The following is a 15,573-nucleotide window of genomic DNA, read 5'->3' on the forward strand; positions in this document are numbered from 1 at the left end:
CCGTCCGCACGTGCTCCGCCGGGCTCGTCATCTGCGCTCCTACGGTTCCCGCCGCGATCCACGGTCGGTTCCGCGGCACCGCTCGATGGTAGGCCCGTTCCGCCCGGCGCGCGCTCAGCCCGCGCGCCCGGCGCCTCCGCCCATCAGCGCGGCGGCGCCGTAGGAGGCGGCTACTCCTCCGGCCAGCATCGCGACGGTGCCGGGGAGCAGTTCCGTGGCCGGCCTCCTCACCCCGGCGCGAGTCAGCCGGGACGACGCCCACAGCCAGAACGGCAGCACCGCCACCGGCGTCGTGGCGACGCCGGGCGCGTAGCCCTGGAACCGTGCGGCGATCGCGAGGTGCGAGAAGCCGTGCAGCCCGTAGGCGAGCAGGGCCGACTGGTACCACGCGGAACGACCGCCCGTGCGGACCCCGTCGAGCGCCGCCGCCCCGACCATCGCTCCCATGACGCCGATGGCTCGGCGCGCCCATCCGTCCGAGACCGGGAGCCCGTGCGCCCGCGCCCACGGTCCGATCGTGAACCACTCCTCCGCGTCGTGGATCGCCCAGGCCGCGAACAGGCCCGCCGTAGCGAACACCGGTGTTTCGATACGTTCCGTCATGTAACGGAATCTATACTGAGGACGTGCCCTCAGCAAGCCCCGGACGACCGCGCAGCGCCGCCGTCGAACGCGCCATCGTCGACGCCGTCCTCGTCGAGTTGCAGACCGTCGGCTACCACGGCCTGACCATCGAGACGGTCGCGCGCCGGGCCGGCGTCGGCAGGCCGACGATCTACCGCCGCTGGCCGGACCGCGACGCCCTCGTCGTCGGGGCACTGATCGCGACGGTCCCGCCCCTCACGCCCGCCACCAGCGACGATCCCGTCGCCGACCTTCGGGCGTCGGCGTCCGCCTTTCTCGCAGGGATCGCCCACTCCCCCGCGGCCCGCGCGGTCCTCGCCGTGCACGCGGTCGGTGCGCACCGCCCGGACCTCCGCGCTGCTCTCCACGAGCACTACCTCGCCCCGCGCGCGGAGGCCCTCGCCGGTACCATCGCCCGGGCCCGGACGGCGGGCGCGATCCGGCCCGAGGTCACCGACGACCAGGTGCGCGACCTCCTCTTCGGCCCCGCCGTCTACCGGTGGCTGATGCTGGGCGATGTGCCGGACGAGGGCGAGACCGGCGCGCTCCTCGACCTCGCCCTCGCCGCCGTCGGCCCCCGGAGCGACTCACCCCCTTCGTGATCCGCCGTCGCCCTCCTACCCCGGCTCAGGGCACGTCGAACGCGCCGCTGCCCGGCGTGGGGACCAGCACCACCGCGACGGTGCCGGTGCTGACGAACCGTGCCGTGTAGGTGACACGGCCACTGCCCGTCGACGCGAGAGCCGACTCGGGCACCTGCCCGAGCGTGAAGGGCTTGACGGTGACCGAGCCGCGGGCACCGGTGCGCAGGTTGCGGTAGTCGATCCGCACCAGCGACATGTACGAGTTGTAGCCGACGGAACTGTGCGCAGCGAGCCGTACCTCCCCGGGCCGACCGGTCGTGTCGGCCCCGATCCGGGTGGTGAACGGCTGGGGGATCCCCAGGCCCGCGACCTGGACGGCGGTCAGCGGGACCTGCGGGACGGACAGCGGCGCCGCTTGCGCCGGCGCCGCGCCCACCCCCGCGATCAGACCCGCCGTCGCGATCGCCGTGACGAGTTTCTTCGTGTGCATGTCTCCTCCTCCGGTCCGTCCCGCTCCGGCGGATGCCGTCGCGGGTCCTTCACGAAGGACGTCGGGGCCGGCGTGACGCCCGTTACACCCGCCCGTTCAGCGCTCGCGGTTCTCCAGCCGTCCCGGAAGCCGGCGCATCACGTGCTCCAGCGGGCCGTTGTCGCGGGTGCGGAACCAGAGCGTCGCGACGAGGAACGCCGCCACCGTGAACGCGAGCCACATCGCCGTTCCGCGCCAATCGGTCTCGAGCCAGGCCTCCTGGCGGGATTCCTGCACGGTCTGCAGCAGCACGAAAACGGCGACGATGTGCAGGCAGTACAGCGACAACGACATCCGGCCGACACGGGCGGCCGGGGCGAGCAGCCGGGGCGCCGCCGCGCCCGCGAGCATGCACGCCGCGATCAGCAGCAGTGCGAAGCCGATGTTGCCGACGACCTCGAGCTGCGTCCCCGCATGCGGCTGGGCGCCGAGGAACCGGTAACCGTCGCTCCACGCCCACCCCCAGGCGCCGCGCTCGGCGTCGGTCGCCGGCGGGCGGCCGCCCGCGGTGATCATGCCGCCGTAGCCGTCGAAGACGGTGCCCGACACCGAGGAGAGCGCCCACGCCAGCGGGTAGGCGAGCATCATCGTCGCGCCGACGGCCGCGAGGCGCATCGCGGTGGGTCCGGCGTCGAGGGCCAGGCGCCCGACCGCCACACCGGCGGCGAGGTAGGCGAACCAGATGAGGACCGGGTAGTCGCCCGTGGCGATCAGCTTCGCGAACTCGGCGTCGGGGTCGCCGAACCGGGTGATGATTGCGACCACCGCGGCGTTCGCGAAGGGGCCCACCAGGATCGCACCGGCCACCACCGCGACGAGCGCCCGCCTGCTCAGCGAGAAGAGCGGGAGCGAGAGCCAGAACAGCACCGCGTACGTGGCGAGAATGATGGAGATGTGCACACCGAGGGTGACCAGCACGCCCCCGACGAAGAACAGGAACACCCCGCGGTAGACGATCTCCCGCCGCCGCGTCGCGAGGGCGTTCCCGGTGCGGCGGCGCGTCATCAGCCCCAGGCCGAGCCCGGAGAGCAGGACGAACAGGGCGGAGGACCGCCCGACGACGACGCCGTCCCAGGTGGACGGTGACAGCAGCACGAACTCCTGCTTGCGGCCGACGTGGGCGTAGAACATGCCGAGCACGGCCAGGGCGCGGGCGACGTCGAGCCCGACCATCCGCGCGACGGAGCCTCGCCCGCCGAAGGAGGGCGCCGCGTGCACGTCGTCGGGACGGGCGGACACCGGAGGTGTTGCGATGGTACTCATGATGTTTCGCTTCCTGCGGGCGCCGTCGGACACCCGCGATGGGGACCCGGGACGGGTCCGTGACGGGAGGGAGGAGGGGATCAATGACCACCGTGCGCCGCACCGGCGCCGGACGGACCGGCGGCGGGGCCGCCCGAAGGCGCTGCGGGCATGGGCATCCCGGGCATCGACATGCCGGGCATGTCCAACCGGGTCGGCGCGGTCCGCCCCTTCGCCGCCACCACGAACTGCCCCATCATGCCGCGGTCCTCGTGGAAGAGGAGGTGGCAGTGGTACATGTACGGCATCGTCAGGTCGGTGTAGTCGGTGAACCGCAGGGCGAGGGCGCAGCTCTCTCCCGGCGCGAGGTAGACGGTGTCCTTCCACCCGCGCAGGTGCGCCGGCGGCGTCCCGCCGTTGAACGAGGCGATCTGGAACTGGACGTCGTGGATGTGGAAGTTGTGCGGCCAGTTGTCCTTGTTGCGCACCGTCCACACCTCGGTGGTGTCGACGGTCGGTGCGAGGTCGATGCGGCTCATGTCCATCCGCTCGCCGTTGATCATGTACCACTGCAGGTCGAAGGACCGCGACGACGGCGTCGGGGCGGTGGCGCCCGCGGCGAGCGGGACGATGGTGCTCAGTGTCCGGGGTACGGCGGTGCCGCGCGCCGCGAGGTCGTCGGCTCCGACGAGTTCGAGCACATCGAGGGTGTCGTCCTGCCCGTACTCGCGGGCGGTCTCACCGGAGATCCTGCCGCGCTGAGTGATCGGGTACGAGCGCAGTACGACCCGCTCGCCCGCGGCCATCGGGACCACGATCTCCACCCGCTCCCCCGGGCTGATCATCAGCCGGTCCGTCGCCACCGGTGCGGCGAGCAGGCCGCCGTCGGAGGCGATCATCTCGAACCGTCGGCCGTCGGCGAATCCCAGCTCGAAGCAGCGCGCCGATGCGCCGTTGAGCAGCCGTAGCCGCAGCCGGTCCCGACGCACCAGCAGGCTCGCCCCGGCGATGCCGTTGGTGATCACCGTCGGGCCGATCAGGCCGGTCTCGCCCGGCGCCGTCTCGTCCAGTTCGCCTGCGGGCGCGAACTTCCGGTCCTGGATGACCACGGGGACGTCGTCGACCCCGTACTCGGAGGGCAGCCCCAGGGCGTCCTGCGCGTCGTCGTCGAGGAGGAAGAACCCGGCGAGGCCGCGGTAGACGTGCTTCTCGGTCACGCCGTGCGGATGCGGGTGGTACCAGAGCGTCGCGGCCCGCTGCCGCACCGTCCATTCCGCCCGCCAGGTTCCGCCGGGCTCGACCATCTGGTGCGGTCCGCCGTCGGCGCGGGCCGGGACGTGCATCCCGTGCCAGTGCACGCTGGTGGCCTCGTCGAGGCCGTTGCGCACCGTCACCGCGACCTTCTCGCCGTCGCGGGCGCGCAGCGTGGGGCCGAGGATCTCGCCGTTGAAGCCCCACGTCGCGCTGCGCCGCCCCGCGACATCTCCGCGGAACCCGCGCGCGTGGCGAGGTCGAACCGGCGCACCCCGTCGGCGCCGACGACAGAGCGGGCCAGGGGCGGGATCGGCAGCGCCCGTCGTCCACCGGGGAGCTCGGCGGCCGAGGACGCCGACGGGGATGCCGACGCGCGACACCCGGCGACGGCGGACCCCACGAGCGGGGCGGCGACGAGGGCGGTGAGGAAGCGGCGGCGATTCGTGCCGGCGACGGCGTGCGGCCGCTCGGCGATGTCGTTGATCATGGCTTCCAGCGTCGCCGGCCGCGCTGCCGAGCGACTCCGCCCTTCGGCCACGGAAATCCCCGCCCCGGATCGGCCGGGAGGGGGTTGACAACCTCCGATCGCCACGGTATGCACGCTGGTCACAGCTTTGCCGCGGTCCCGCGGTGTCGTACGGTGCAGCCATGTCGCGCACCAGCTGGACCGTCGGCGTGCGGGTCGCGCCCCTCGTGGTGGTGCCCGTCCTGCTGGCGGTGAGCGTGTACCCCGGGCGCTTCCACGCCTCGCCCGGGTACATCGCCGGGTCGATGCTCGCCGCCGCGCTGTTCGCGCTCGGTGGGCGCGCGCCGTTCGCCGTCTCGATCGCCCTGTCGCTGCTCGGCGGCTGGCTGCTGTCGGTGGAGGCGTGGGGCCCGGCCGGCCTCGTGCCGTACCTCGCCTCGCTCGCCCTGGCCGAGCTCGCCGCTTCCCAGCGGCCCCGCCGCGAAGTGGTCACGGCGACGATCGTCTGGGCGGCCTGCTACATCACGGGTTCCGTGCTCGACAACGAGCAGCACACACTGATCCGCGTGCTGGCCGAGACGATCAGCTTCGTCGGCCTGCCCGTGGTGGGCGGCCTCTACATGCGGGAGCGGTTCAGCCAGGCCGAGCGGGAGCGGCGCGAGCTCGAGGAGCAGGCGCTGCACGCCCGACGGGACGAGCGGGCCGCGCTGGCGCGGGAGTTGCACGACCTGATGGCGCACCACATGTCGGCCATCTCGCTGCGCGTGGGCGTGGCCCGCGGCGTCTACGCCGGCATCGACCCCGGACTCGACGAGGTGCTCAGCGACATCCACGAGACGGCGACGGATTCCCTCGCCGACATCCGGCGGCTGCTCGCCGCGATGCGGGAGCGGGATCCGGTGGCGGACCGGACGATCGACGACACCGAGACCGAGGTGCGCCGCGCGGTGGAGCGCACCGTCGACGCAGGCTTCGACGTCCGCGCGCGGATCGATCTGGGCGGGAGCGAGCCCACCGCGATCGACGCGCTGACGCTCGTGCGGGTCGTGCAGGAGGCCCTGACGAACGTCATGAAGCACGCCCCGCGCGGCGCGGAGGTCGCGGTGGACGTGGAATCGGCCGACGGCGCCTGGCGGGCCCGCGTGGCGAGCCCCTTGCCCGCGCACGCGCACCACGGGCACGGCTACGGCCTGACCGGTATGGCCGAGCGCGCCGAACTGGCCGGCGGGAGCATCACCGCCGGGGCCCGACGGCGGGCAGTGGGTGGTCGCACTCTCGGTGCCGCGGCGCGCGGCCTGACGAGCGCTCAGTCGCGTCCGGCGAACCGGGCGAGCTCCACCCGCGAGCCCGCGCCCGTCTTCTGCCGCAGGTTCGCGATGTGCGCCTTCACCGTGGACTCGGCGACGTGCAGCCGGCGCGCGATGGCCGCGTTGGCCAGTCCCTCGGCGACGAGCGCGAGCACGTCGCGCTCCCGCTCGGTGAGCGGGACGGCGGGCTGCTCGGCGGCCGCGGCCGGGGCGGACCGGGCGCGCAGGGCCTCGTCGAGCACGCGGCGCGCGGGCCCCGGCGACATCGGCACCTCGCCGCCCAGTGCGCGCCGCAGACCGTCGAGCAGCGCCTCGGGCGCGATGTCCTTGACCAGGTAGCCGACGGCCCCCGCGGCGAGCGCGGGGTACATGTGCTCGTCGTCGTCGAACGTCGTGAGCACGACGATCCGGGCGGCGGGATCCGCGGCGATGATCTGCTCGATGCCGCGGACCCCGTCGACACCCGGCATCCGCAGGTCCATCAGCACGACGTCGGGCGCGAGCTCGCGGTAGGCGCGGGCCGCCTCGTCGCCGTTGGTGGCCTCGCCGGCCACGCTGAAGTCGGGAGCGGAGGTGAGCAGCATCTTCAGGCCGTCGCGGATCAACCGCTGGTCGTCGACGATCAGGACGCTGCTCACGCAGCCGATCCTAGACGCGGACCGGCGCCCTCAACGGAGTCAGCCCTGCCCCTCGCGCACCGCCTGCTCGATCCGCTCCCCGATCTGCTGATCGATGGCGCGCCAGTACTCGAAGGCGCGAGCCAGGACGGGCTCGCTGACCCCGTCGAGCAGGTGTCCGGAGACGTTGGAGACCAGGCGGTCGCGCTGCGCGTCGCCCATCACCTCGCGCACCAGCGTGCCCGGTTGGGAGAAGTCGTCGTCCTCGCGGTGCGCGACGTACGCCGCCCGCACGATCTCGCCGTCGGCCGCCCACTGCGGCTCCGGCTGTCCGGGGTAGTCGGCCGCCGGGCCGCCCTTCGAGTTCGGCGCGTACACCGGGTCCCGCACGGGGTCGATGCGCATGGCGCCGTCCTTGGAGTAGCTGCGCACCTCGTTGTGCGGCCGGTTCACCGGGATCTGCTTGTAATTGGCGCCGAGCCGGGCGCGGTGCGCATCGGCGTAGGCGAAGACCCGGCCGAGCAGCATCCGGTCCGGGCTCAGTCCGATACCGGGGACCAGGTTGCTGGGCTCGAACGCCGCCTGCTCGATCTGCGCGTGGTTGTCGGTCGGGTTGGTGTGCAACGTCATCCGGCCGACCTCGCGGAGCGGGTAGTCGGCGTGCGGCCAGACCTTGGTCAGGTCGAACGGGTTGAACCGGTAGTCCGCGGCGTCGTCGAAGGGCATCAGCTGCACCTTGAGCGTCCAACTCGGGTGCTCGCCACGCGCGATCGCCTCGAACAGGTCGCGGACGTGGAAGTCCCCGTCGGCGCCGGCGAGGCGGTCGGCCTCGTCCTGGGTGAGCGTCTCGATGCCCTGGTCGGCGATGAAGTGGTACTTGACCCAGTGCTTGACGCCGTCCGCGTTGACCCACAGGTAGGTGTGCGATCCGTAGCCGTTCATGTGCCGCCACGAGCGCGGGATGCCGCGGTCGCCCATGAGCCAGGTGACCTGGTGGGCGGACTCGGGCGAGAGGGTCCAGAAGTCCCACTGCATGTCGTGATCGCGAAGGTTGTTGTCGGCGCGGCGCTTCTGCGATCGGATGAAGTGCTGGAACTTCATCGGGTCCTTGATGAAGAACACCGGGGTGTTGTTGCCCACGAGGTCGTACACGCCCTGGGTGGTGTAGAACTTCAGGGCGAAACCGCGCGGGTCGCGCCAGGTGTCGGGGCTGCCGCGCTCACCCGCCACCGTCGAGAAGCGCGCCATCATCTCGGTCTTGGCGCCGGGCGCGAACACCTCCGCACACGTGAACGCGGTGACGTCGCCGGTGGTCTCGAAGGTGCCGAAGGCGCCGCTGCCCTTGGCGTGCGGCTGGCGCTCGGGGATCCGCTCGCGATTGAACTGCGCCATCTGCTCGATCAGGTAGTGATCGTGCAGGACGATCGGGCCCGCGGCGCCGACTGTCAACGACCGCTCGTCGCTCCCGGCGGGTGCACCCGAATCCGTGGTGGTGAAGTTCGCGTTCTCGGACATGGCTGGTCTCCTCCGCGTATGTGGTTGTCGTTCAGGGCCGTTCACGCGCGCCGGGCTGAGAGGCGAGCGGGGCGCGGCCCTGCCCCCACCGTAGCGAAAACGACGGAGCCCCGCCCGGAGGGATCCGGGCGGGGCTCGTCGAAATGTACTGCGGATCAGCCCTTGTGGGACTTCACAGCCTCGGTGAGCTGCGGGGCGACGTCGAACAGGTCGCCCACGATGCCGTAGTCGGCGATCTCGAAGATCGGGGCCTCTTCGTCCTTGTTGACGGCCACGATGGTCTTCGAGGTCTGCATACCGGCGCGGTGCTGGATGGCGCCCGAGATGCCCAGGGCGATGTACAGCTGCGGCGACACGGTCTTGCCGGTCTGGCCCACCTGGAACTGGCCCGGGTAGTAGCCCGAGTCGACGGCGGCACGCGAGGCGCCGACGGCGGCGCCGAGCGAGTCGGCGAGCTCCTCGACGACCGAGAACTTCTCGGCCGAGCCGACGCCACGGCCACCGGAGACGACGATCGACGCCTCGGTGAGCTCGGGGCGGTTGCCGCCCTGGATCGGCTCCTTGGAGGTGATCTTCACCGCGTTCTCGGCCTCGGCCGGAACCGCGACGTCGACGATCTCACCGGCGCCGGCGACACCGTCGGCCTCGACGGAGCCCGGGCGCAGCGACGCGACCGGGGTGTCGCCACCGGCGGTGGCCTCGACGGTGAACGCGCCACCGAAGATCGAGTGGGTGGCGGTGCCACCGGGACCGAACGCGATCACGTCGGCGACCAGGCCCGAGCCGAGGCGCGCGGCGAGACGGCCGGCCACCTCCTTGCCCTCGAACGTGGCGGCGGTCAGGACCGCTGCGGCGCCCTGGCTCTCCGCGAGCTCGGCGAGGACGCCGACCTTCGGGGTGACCAGGTACTCGGCCGCCTCGGCCGACTCCGCGCGGTAGATCTTGGCGGCGCCGGCGGCCTTGAGCTGATCGGCGACGGCATCGGTGGTGCCGGGGGCACCCACGACGACGGCGGCCGGCTCACCGATGGCCTTGGCGGCGGTCAGCAGCTCAGCCGTGACCTTCTTGAGCTTCCCGTCGACCTGCTCGACGAGGACGAGTACGTCTGCCATAACGGCTTCTCTCCTTATGAGTGGATTCGAGGGTCTCAGATGATCTTCTGGCCGATGAGGAACTGCGCCACCTTCGTGCCGCCGTCACCCTCGTCCACGACCTTCTCGCCGGCCTGCTTGGGCGGCTTCGGGGTGACACCCGTGACCGTGGTGCCGGCGTTCGCGCCGCCGACCTCATCGAGCTCGACACCGATCTCCGCGAGGGAGAGCACGTTGATCTCCTTCTTCTTCGCGGCCATGATGCCCTTGAAGGAGGGGAAGCGCGGCTCGTTGATCTTCTCGTTCACCGAGACGATCGCGGGCAGCGAGGCCTCGAGCGCGAAGACGCCCTCGTCGGTCTCCCGCTCGCCGGTGAGCGCGTCACCGTCGACGTTGAGCGTGCGCATGTGGGTCAGCTGCGGCAGGCCCAGGTACTCGGCCAGGATGGCCGGAACGGCGCCGACGCGACCGTCGGTGGCCTCGTTACCGGCGATGACCAGCTCGACACCCTCGATGGTGCCCAGCGCGCGAGCGATGACCCACGCGGTCTGAATGGCGTCCGAGCCGTGCATGGCGTCGTCCTGCACGTGGACGGCCTTGTCGGCGCCCATGGACAGCGCCTTGCGGATCGCGTCGGTCGCGCTCGCGGGTCCGACGGTCAGCACGGTGACCTCGCCGCCGTGGGCCTCCTTGATCTGGAGAGCCGCCTCGACCGCGCGCTCGTTGATCTCCTCGAGCCACGGATCGATCGACCGGTCGACCGTGAAGTCATCGGACAGCTTGCGTTCGGACCCGGGATCGGGAGCCTGCTTGATCAGTACGACTACGTTCGTCATTGGTCTTCGTCGACCTCCATCGATGATCGGATACTCGTAGGCACATTCTCACACTGCAGCGAGGTACGGCTAACCCTCCCCCGCCTCAGCTTCAGCGAGTAGAAGGTAGCACCGCCTCACAACACTGTTTAACGCCAGAGTAAGTTACCGATTGGTAACTGTCCATGTGGGATGGCCCACGCCCCACGACGACTAGGCTGAGAAGAATGTGTGACCCGCTGCCCCTGACCGGCGAGCGAACAGTTCCCGGTATCCCCGAGGAGAACTACTGGTTCCGCCGGCACGAGATCGCCTACCTCGCGATCACTTCCCGCTACGCCGGGAAGTCGGTCTTCGAGGCCGGCAGCGGTGAGGGCTACGGCGCCGCCATGCTCGCCGACGGCGGCGCGAGCGTCACGGCGCTGGACTACGACGAGTCGGCCGTCGCGCACGTGCGCGCCGCCTACCCGGCGGTGACGATGCTGCACGGCAACCTCGCCGAGCTGCCCCTGGAGGACGCCTCCGTCGACGCCGTCGTGAACTTCCAAGTCATCGAGCACCTCTGGGACCAGCCGCAGTTCCTGCGCGAGGTGGCGCGGATCCTGCGCCCCGGCGGCGAGCTCGCGATCTCCACGCCGAACCGCGTCACCTTCTCCCCCGGCCGCGACACGCCGCTCAATCCCTTCCACACCCGGGAGCTGAACTCGGCGGAGCTCGTGGAGCTGCTCGAGGAGGCGGGCCTCGAGGTCACCGAGAAGCTCGGCGTCTTCCACGGCGCGCGACTGGCCGAGCTGGACCGCCGCCACGGCGGCAGCTTCATCGACGCGCAGATCGAGCGCTCACTCGCCGGCGAGCCCTGGCCCGAGGAGCTCTCGAACGACGTCGCCGCCGTCGCCGCACAGGACTTCGACCTGCGCGCGGACGCCCCGGACAGCCTCGACCTGTTCTTCTACGCGAGGAAGCCGTGACCGCCGGGCGTGAGCCCGGGATGATCGCCTTCGTCCTGCACTCCCACCTGCCGTGGCTCGCCCACCACGGCGCGTGGCCCGTGGGCGAGGAATGGCTCTACCAGTCGTGGGCGGCCTCCTACCTGCCGATGACGGAGATGCTCGACCGGCTCGCCGCCGAGGGCCGCACAGAGCAGCTCACGCTCGGCGTGACCCCGGTGCTCGCGGCCCAGCTCGACGACCCGTACTGCCTCGAGGCCATGCACCACTACCTGGGCAACTGGCAGCTGCGCGCCCACGAGGCCGCCCTGGCGGACGGCCCGGCCACGGGATCGGCGCACCGCTCGCCGATGGCCGAGCTCGGCGCCCGCGAGCACCGCAACGCCGCGCACGCGCTCGAACTGTTCGAGACGCGCTGGCGCCACGGCGGCACCCCCGTGCTGCGCCGCCTCGCGGACGCCGGCACCGTCGAACTGCTCGGCGGCCCGTTGGCGCACCCGTTCCAGCCCCTGCTGCACCCGCGCCTGCGGGAGCTCTCGCTGCGCGAGGGCCTCGCCTACGGCACCGCCCGCCTGGGATCGCCCGCGCGAACGGGCATCTGGGCACCCGAGTGCGCCTACAAACCCGGGATGGAGACGGGGTACGAGGCCGCGGGCGTCACGCACTTCATGGTCGACGGGCCCACGCTCGGCGGCGACACGGCCCTCGCGCGCCCGGTCGGCGACTCGTCCGTGCTCGCCTTCGGGCGCGACCTGCCGGTGAGCTACCGCGTCTGGTCGCCGAAGTCCGGGTATCCCGGGCACGCCGCCTACCGCGACTTCTACGCCCACGATCACGCCACGGGACTCAAGCCCAGCCGGGTCACCGGCAAGAACGTCCCCGAGTCGGAGAAGGCGCCGTACGACCCCGAGCGTGCCGACGCCGTGATCGACAAGCACGTCGCCGACTTCGTGGACACCGTGGTCGCGCGCCTCCGCGAGGAGAGCACGCGGATCGGGCGCGACGCCCTCGTCGTCGCCGCGTTCGACACCGAGCTCTTCGGGCACTGGTGGTACGAGGGGCCGATCTGGTTGGAGCGGGTGCTGCGCGCACTTCCCGAGGCGGGGGTGCGGGTGGGCACGCTGCGCTCCGCCGCCGAGGCGGGGTTCGTCGGCGCGCCGCGCGAGATCCCGGCCAGTTCGTGGGGCTCGGGCAAGGACTGGCGGGTCTGGGAGGGCCCGCAGGTACAGGAGTTCGTCGAGCTCAACGAGGACATCACCGCGACGGTGCTGCGCGTGCTCGACAAACGCGCCGCCGAGCAGCGCGGTGCGCGGGACGTGGTGGCCGACCAGGTCCTGCAGGAGGCGCTGATGTGCCTGCAGTCCGACTGGCCGTTCATGGTCTCGAAGGACACCGCCGCCGGCTACGCCCGTGACCGCGCGTACAAGCACGCGCACGCGCTGCGCGAGATCGCCGAGGCCGCCGAGCGCGGTGATGAGACCCGCGCGGTCGTGCTCGCCCGCGGCTGGCGCCACGCCGACGATCCGTTCCCCGGTCTCGACGCGCGGCGCCTGCCGGCACCGCTGGGAGGGTTCTGACATGCGCGTCCTGCTCGTCTCCTGGGAGTACCCGCCGGTGGTCGTCGGCGGCCTGGGCCGGCACGTCCACCACCTCGCTCTTCAGCTGCGCGATCAGGGTCACGAGGTGGTCGTGGTCTCGCGGCAGCCCACCGGCACCGACCCGCGCAGCCACCCCACGACCGACGTGATGCTCGACGGCATCCGGGTGATCATGGCCGCGGAGGACCCGCTGGCCCTCGACTTCGGCACCGACATGATGCCGTGGGTGCTGTCGATGGGGCACTCCATGCTGCGGGCCGGGTTGCGCTTGGCCGGGTACAACCCGACCGCGGGCGAGGACGCGCTGCACGGCGCGGGAAGCGTCGGGCGGCCCTGGGTTCCCGACGTGGTGCACGCGCACGACTGGCTCGCCGCACACGCGGCCGTGGGCCTGGCGGAGGCCTTCGACGCGCCGCTCGTCGCCACCGTGCACGCCACCGAGGCGGGCCGGCACAGCGGCTGGGTCTCCGGACCGGTGAACCGGCAGGTGCACTCCACCGAGTGGTGGCTGGCGAACGAGGCGGACGCGGTGATCACCTGCTCGCGCTCGATGTCCGACGAGGTCAACCGGTTGTTCGGGCCGGGCCTCGCGCAACTGCACACCATCGCCAACGGCATCGACGCCACGGCCTGGCCCTACCGCGATCGCGCGGACCGCGCGGCCGTCCGCAGCGCGGCACCCCGCCTGCTGTACGTCGGGCGACTCGAGTACGAGAAGGGGGTGCAGGACCTCATCGCGGCGCTGGCCCGGGTGCGCCGCACGCACCCCGGCACCACCCTGACGGTCGCCGGCGACGGCACGCAGGCAACGTGGCTGCGCGAGGTGGCCCGCGAGCACCGCGTGCTACGGGCCGTGGAGTTCACCGGCGCCCTGGACCACGAGGAGCTCGTCGCCCAGCTGCACTCGGCCGACGTGCTGGTGATCCCGTCGCGCTACGAGCCCTTCGGCATCGTCGCGCTCGAGGGGGCGGCCACCGGCATCCCCGTCATCGCCACGACCGCGGGCGGACTCGCGGACTTCATCCGCACCGGCGAGACCGGCCTGTCCGTCGAACCGGCCGACGTGCCCGCCCTGACGGCGGCGATCCGCACCGTGCTCGACGATCCCGCCGCCGCGAACGGCTGGGCACGCGCGGCCCGCACCGAGGTCGAGGAGCTGACCTGGGAGGCCGTCGCGCGCGAGACCGCGCAGGTCTACCTCGCCGCCAAGCGCCGCCCGCGCACCCCGCTCGGGCGCCGCGTCATCGACGAACGCCCACTGCCGGAACGGGATCCGACCAACCCCGCGTGAGCGCCGGGCCTCCCACCTGCGCGATGTGCATTATCGTGAATCCTGTGGCACCGTCGATTCATGACTGTACGACCGGAAGACGTGCTGCCCGACGATCAGGACACGGCCGATTTCGGCGGCGTCCCGCTGCGTAAGGGAACCGTCGCCGCGTTCGTGCGGAACGCGCAGTCGCTGGAGGCGGCGCCGGAGGGCTCGCCCGAGGCCGAGCAGCTCGTCGCCGCGCTGGCGGACGCCGTGCCGCAGCTGCGCGCGATCGGTGTGCTGGACGTCTTCGCGCCGGTCTCGCCCCGCGTCCGCGCCGTCGTCGACGCCGTGGAGAGCTGAGCGTGCTGGTCCGCAACGAGACCGCGGCCGACGCCGCCGCGGTCGCCGACGTGCACCGCTCCGCGTTCGCGCCGATGACCCCGCCCGGGCGGACGGAGCCCGTCGAAGTGGTCCTCGTCGAGGCGCTGCGCCTGAGCGGCGCGTGGATCGACGAGCTCTCGTTCGTCGCCGAGGACGACGACGGTGCGGTGATCGGTCACGTCTGCCTGACCCGGGCCGCCGTGGGTGGGACGCCCGCGCTGGCCGCGGGGCCGCTGGGGGTGCGCTCCGAGGCGCAGGGGCAGGGCACCGGCTCGGCCCTGATCCTGGCCGCGCTCGGCGCCGCCGACGCCCTCGGCGAGCGGCTCGTGGCACTGCTCGGGCACAAGGACTACTACCCGCGGTTCGGCTTCGTCGCCGGCTCCGAACTCGGCATCACGCCCGACGTCCCGGAGTGGGCGGGCGATTCCTTCATGGTCCGGACGCTGGGCGCGTACACGCCGGACGTGCGAGGCGAGTTCCGCTACGCCCGCCCGTTCTACGTGCTCTAGCCGGCCCCGCGCCCTCGCCGGTCAGGCGTTCCCCGGCAGGCCGCGGGCCTGCTCCTTCTTGCGCTCGATGTCGGCGAGCGCGCGCTCGAGTTCGGCGCGCTCGGCGACGTTCGCGTCCCACATGTCCTTGCGGTTCTTGACCACCTTGGCGGGCGAGCCGACGGCGATCGAGTAGGGCGGGATCTCGCCGCGCACCACGGCGTGCGCGCCGAGCACGGTGCCATGGCCGATGAGGGTGTTGCGGGTGACGGTGACCTTGGTACCCACCCAGGTGTCGCCGCCGATCCGGACGGGGCCCTTGACGATCCCCTGGTCCTTGATGGGAACGTGGATGTCGTCCATCTTGTGGTCGAAGTCGCAGATGTAACACCAGTCGGCGACGAGCGAGGCGGGGCCGAACTCGATGTCGAGGTAGCAGTTGACCACGTTGTCGCGGCCGAAGACGGACTTGTCCCCGATGCGCAGCGAGCCCTCGTGGCAGCGGATCTTGTTCGAGTCGCCGATGTGCACCCAGCGGCCGATCTCCATCCGCCCGAGCCCGGGCGTGGCGTGGATCTCCACGTTCTTGCCGAGGAAGACCATCCCCTTGAGCACGATGTGCGGATTGGCGAGCCGGAACTTGAGCAACCGCACGTAGCGCACCAGGTACCAGGGCGTGTACGCCTTGTTCTTGAGGACCCAGCGCAGCGACGCGGGCGTCAGGAATCGCGCCTGCTGATCGGCCTGCCGCGCGTGCCGCCACCGCGATCGGTACGGGGCGTTCCACATGCTCGTCATGCAGGGGAGCCTATCCGGCGGTGCGCCCCGACGATCCGGTACTCCTCGCCGCGATAGTCTGT

15 protein-coding genes and 1 pseudogene are annotated in these 15,573 nt (G+C 72.0%); 7 read left to right on the forward strand and 9 right to left on the reverse strand.

The window, feature by feature from the left end:
- Positions 1 to 114: 114 nt before the first annotated feature.
- Complete coding sequence (locus BLQ62_RS16480) at positions 115 to 603, reverse strand: HXXEE domain-containing protein (protein WP_068529573.1); 489 nt, start codon at positions 601 to 603, stop codon at positions 115 to 117.
- A gap of 23 nt (positions 604 to 626) precedes the next feature.
- Here BLQ62_RS16480 and BLQ62_RS16485 point away from each other — a divergent pair, with 23 nt between their 5' ends.
- The gene (locus BLQ62_RS16485; protein ID WP_068567839.1) at positions 627 to 1,226 is read left to right on the forward strand and encodes a TetR/AcrR family transcriptional regulator; all 600 of its coding nucleotides are present in this window, start codon (positions 627 to 629) and stop codon (positions 1,224 to 1,226) included.
- Between the two features lie 25 nt (positions 1,227 to 1,251).
- Here the strand turns inward: BLQ62_RS16485 and BLQ62_RS16490 are convergent, their stop codons facing one another.
- The 3 genes from BLQ62_RS16490 to BLQ62_RS16500 form a co-directional block, all read right to left on the reverse strand.
- Positions 1,252 to 1,698 (reverse strand): hypothetical protein, encoded by a 447-nt coding sequence (locus tag BLQ62_RS16490; protein WP_068567841.1) that lies wholly within the window; start codon positions 1,696 to 1,698, stop codon positions 1,252 to 1,254.
- 96 nt (positions 1,699 to 1,794) lie between these two features.
- A complete protein-coding gene (locus BLQ62_RS16495; RefSeq protein ID WP_082756774.1) occupies positions 1,795 to 3,000 on the reverse strand; it encodes a DUF418 domain-containing protein in 1,206 nt (401 codons plus the stop codon).
- A gap of 80 nt (positions 3,001 to 3,080) precedes the next feature.
- On the reverse strand, positions 3,081 to 4,613 hold the full coding sequence (locus BLQ62_RS16500; RefSeq protein ID WP_331711118.1) for a multicopper oxidase family protein: 1,533 nt from the start codon (positions 4,611 to 4,613) through the stop codon (positions 3,081 to 3,083).
- Between the two features lie 706 nt (positions 4,614 to 5,319).
- Between BLQ62_RS16500 and BLQ62_RS24365 the strand changes: the two are divergent.
- Positions 5,320 to 5,580: pseudogene (locus BLQ62_RS24365) on the forward strand (histidine kinase); the annotation flags it as partial.
- 425 nt (positions 5,581 to 6,005) lie between these two features.
- Here the strand turns inward: BLQ62_RS24365 and BLQ62_RS16510 are convergent.
- From BLQ62_RS16510 to BLQ62_RS16525, 4 genes are all read right to left on the reverse strand, one after another.
- On the reverse strand, positions 6,006 to 6,644 hold the full coding sequence (locus tag BLQ62_RS16510) for a response regulator (RefSeq protein ID WP_082756776.1): 639 nt from the start codon (positions 6,642 to 6,644) through the stop codon (positions 6,006 to 6,008).
- A 39-nt stretch (positions 6,645 to 6,683) separates the two neighbouring features.
- Positions 6,684 to 8,138: a catalase gene (locus BLQ62_RS16515; protein ID WP_068567847.1), complete on the reverse strand. Its 1,455-nt coding sequence runs from the start codon at positions 8,136 to 8,138 to the stop codon at positions 6,684 to 6,686.
- A gap of 155 nt (positions 8,139 to 8,293) precedes the next feature.
- Positions 8,294 to 9,250 carry an electron transfer flavoprotein subunit alpha/FixB family protein gene (locus tag BLQ62_RS16520; protein ID WP_068529552.1) on the reverse strand — a complete coding sequence of 319 codons (957 nt, stop codon included), beginning with the start codon at positions 9,248 to 9,250 and terminating at the stop codon, positions 8,294 to 8,296.
- Between the two features lie 35 nt (positions 9,251 to 9,285).
- Complete coding sequence (locus BLQ62_RS16525) at positions 9,286 to 10,065, reverse strand: electron transfer flavoprotein subunit beta/FixA family protein (protein WP_068529549.1); 780 nt, start codon at positions 10,063 to 10,065, stop codon at positions 9,286 to 9,288.
- Positions 10,066 to 10,271: 206 nt separating this feature from the next.
- Here BLQ62_RS16525 and BLQ62_RS16530 point away from each other — a divergent pair, with 206 nt between their 5' ends.
- Genes BLQ62_RS16530 through BLQ62_RS16550 form a run of 5 tightly spaced genes read left to right on the forward strand, consistent with a single transcriptional unit; the run spans position 10,272 to position 14,734 of the window.
- Positions 10,272 to 11,012 (forward strand): class I SAM-dependent methyltransferase, encoded by a 741-nt coding sequence (locus tag BLQ62_RS16530; protein WP_082756777.1) that lies wholly within the window; start codon positions 10,272 to 10,274, stop codon positions 11,010 to 11,012.
- A gap of 20 nt (positions 11,013 to 11,032) precedes the next feature.
- The gene (locus BLQ62_RS16535) at positions 11,033 to 12,568 is read left to right on the forward strand and encodes a 1,4-alpha-glucan branching protein domain-containing protein (RefSeq protein WP_068567934.1); all 1,536 of its coding nucleotides are present in this window, start codon (positions 11,033 to 11,035) and stop codon (positions 12,566 to 12,568) included.
- Position 12,569: 1 nt separating this feature from the next.
- Positions 12,570 to 13,880, forward strand: coding sequence for a glycosyltransferase family 4 protein (locus BLQ62_RS16540; protein WP_068567849.1), 1,311 nt, complete (start codon positions 12,570 to 12,572; stop codon positions 13,878 to 13,880).
- 60 nt (positions 13,881 to 13,940) lie between these two features.
- Complete coding sequence (locus tag BLQ62_RS16545) at positions 13,941 to 14,204, forward strand: hypothetical protein (RefSeq protein ID WP_068529536.1); 264 nt, start codon at positions 13,941 to 13,943, stop codon at positions 14,202 to 14,204.
- Positions 14,205 to 14,206: 2 nt separating this feature from the next.
- Positions 14,207 to 14,734 (forward strand): GNAT family N-acetyltransferase, encoded by a 528-nt coding sequence (locus BLQ62_RS16550; protein WP_068529533.1) that lies wholly within the window; start codon positions 14,207 to 14,209, stop codon positions 14,732 to 14,734.
- Between the two features lie 21 nt (positions 14,735 to 14,755).
- On the opposite strand, the gene BLQ62_RS16555 is transcribed toward BLQ62_RS16550, so the two are convergent.
- Positions 14,756 to 15,511, reverse strand: a complete 756-nt coding sequence (locus tag BLQ62_RS16555; protein ID WP_068529531.1) for an acyltransferase — start codon at positions 15,509 to 15,511, stop codon at positions 14,756 to 14,758.
- Between the last annotated feature and the right edge of the window lie 62 nt (positions 15,512 to 15,573).

Origin of the sequence: Tsukamurella pulmonis, assembly GCF_900103175.1 — a bacterium.
In the GTDB taxonomy this organism is placed as follows: Bacteria; Actinomycetota; Actinomycetes; order Mycobacteriales; family Mycobacteriaceae; genus Tsukamurella; species Tsukamurella pulmonis.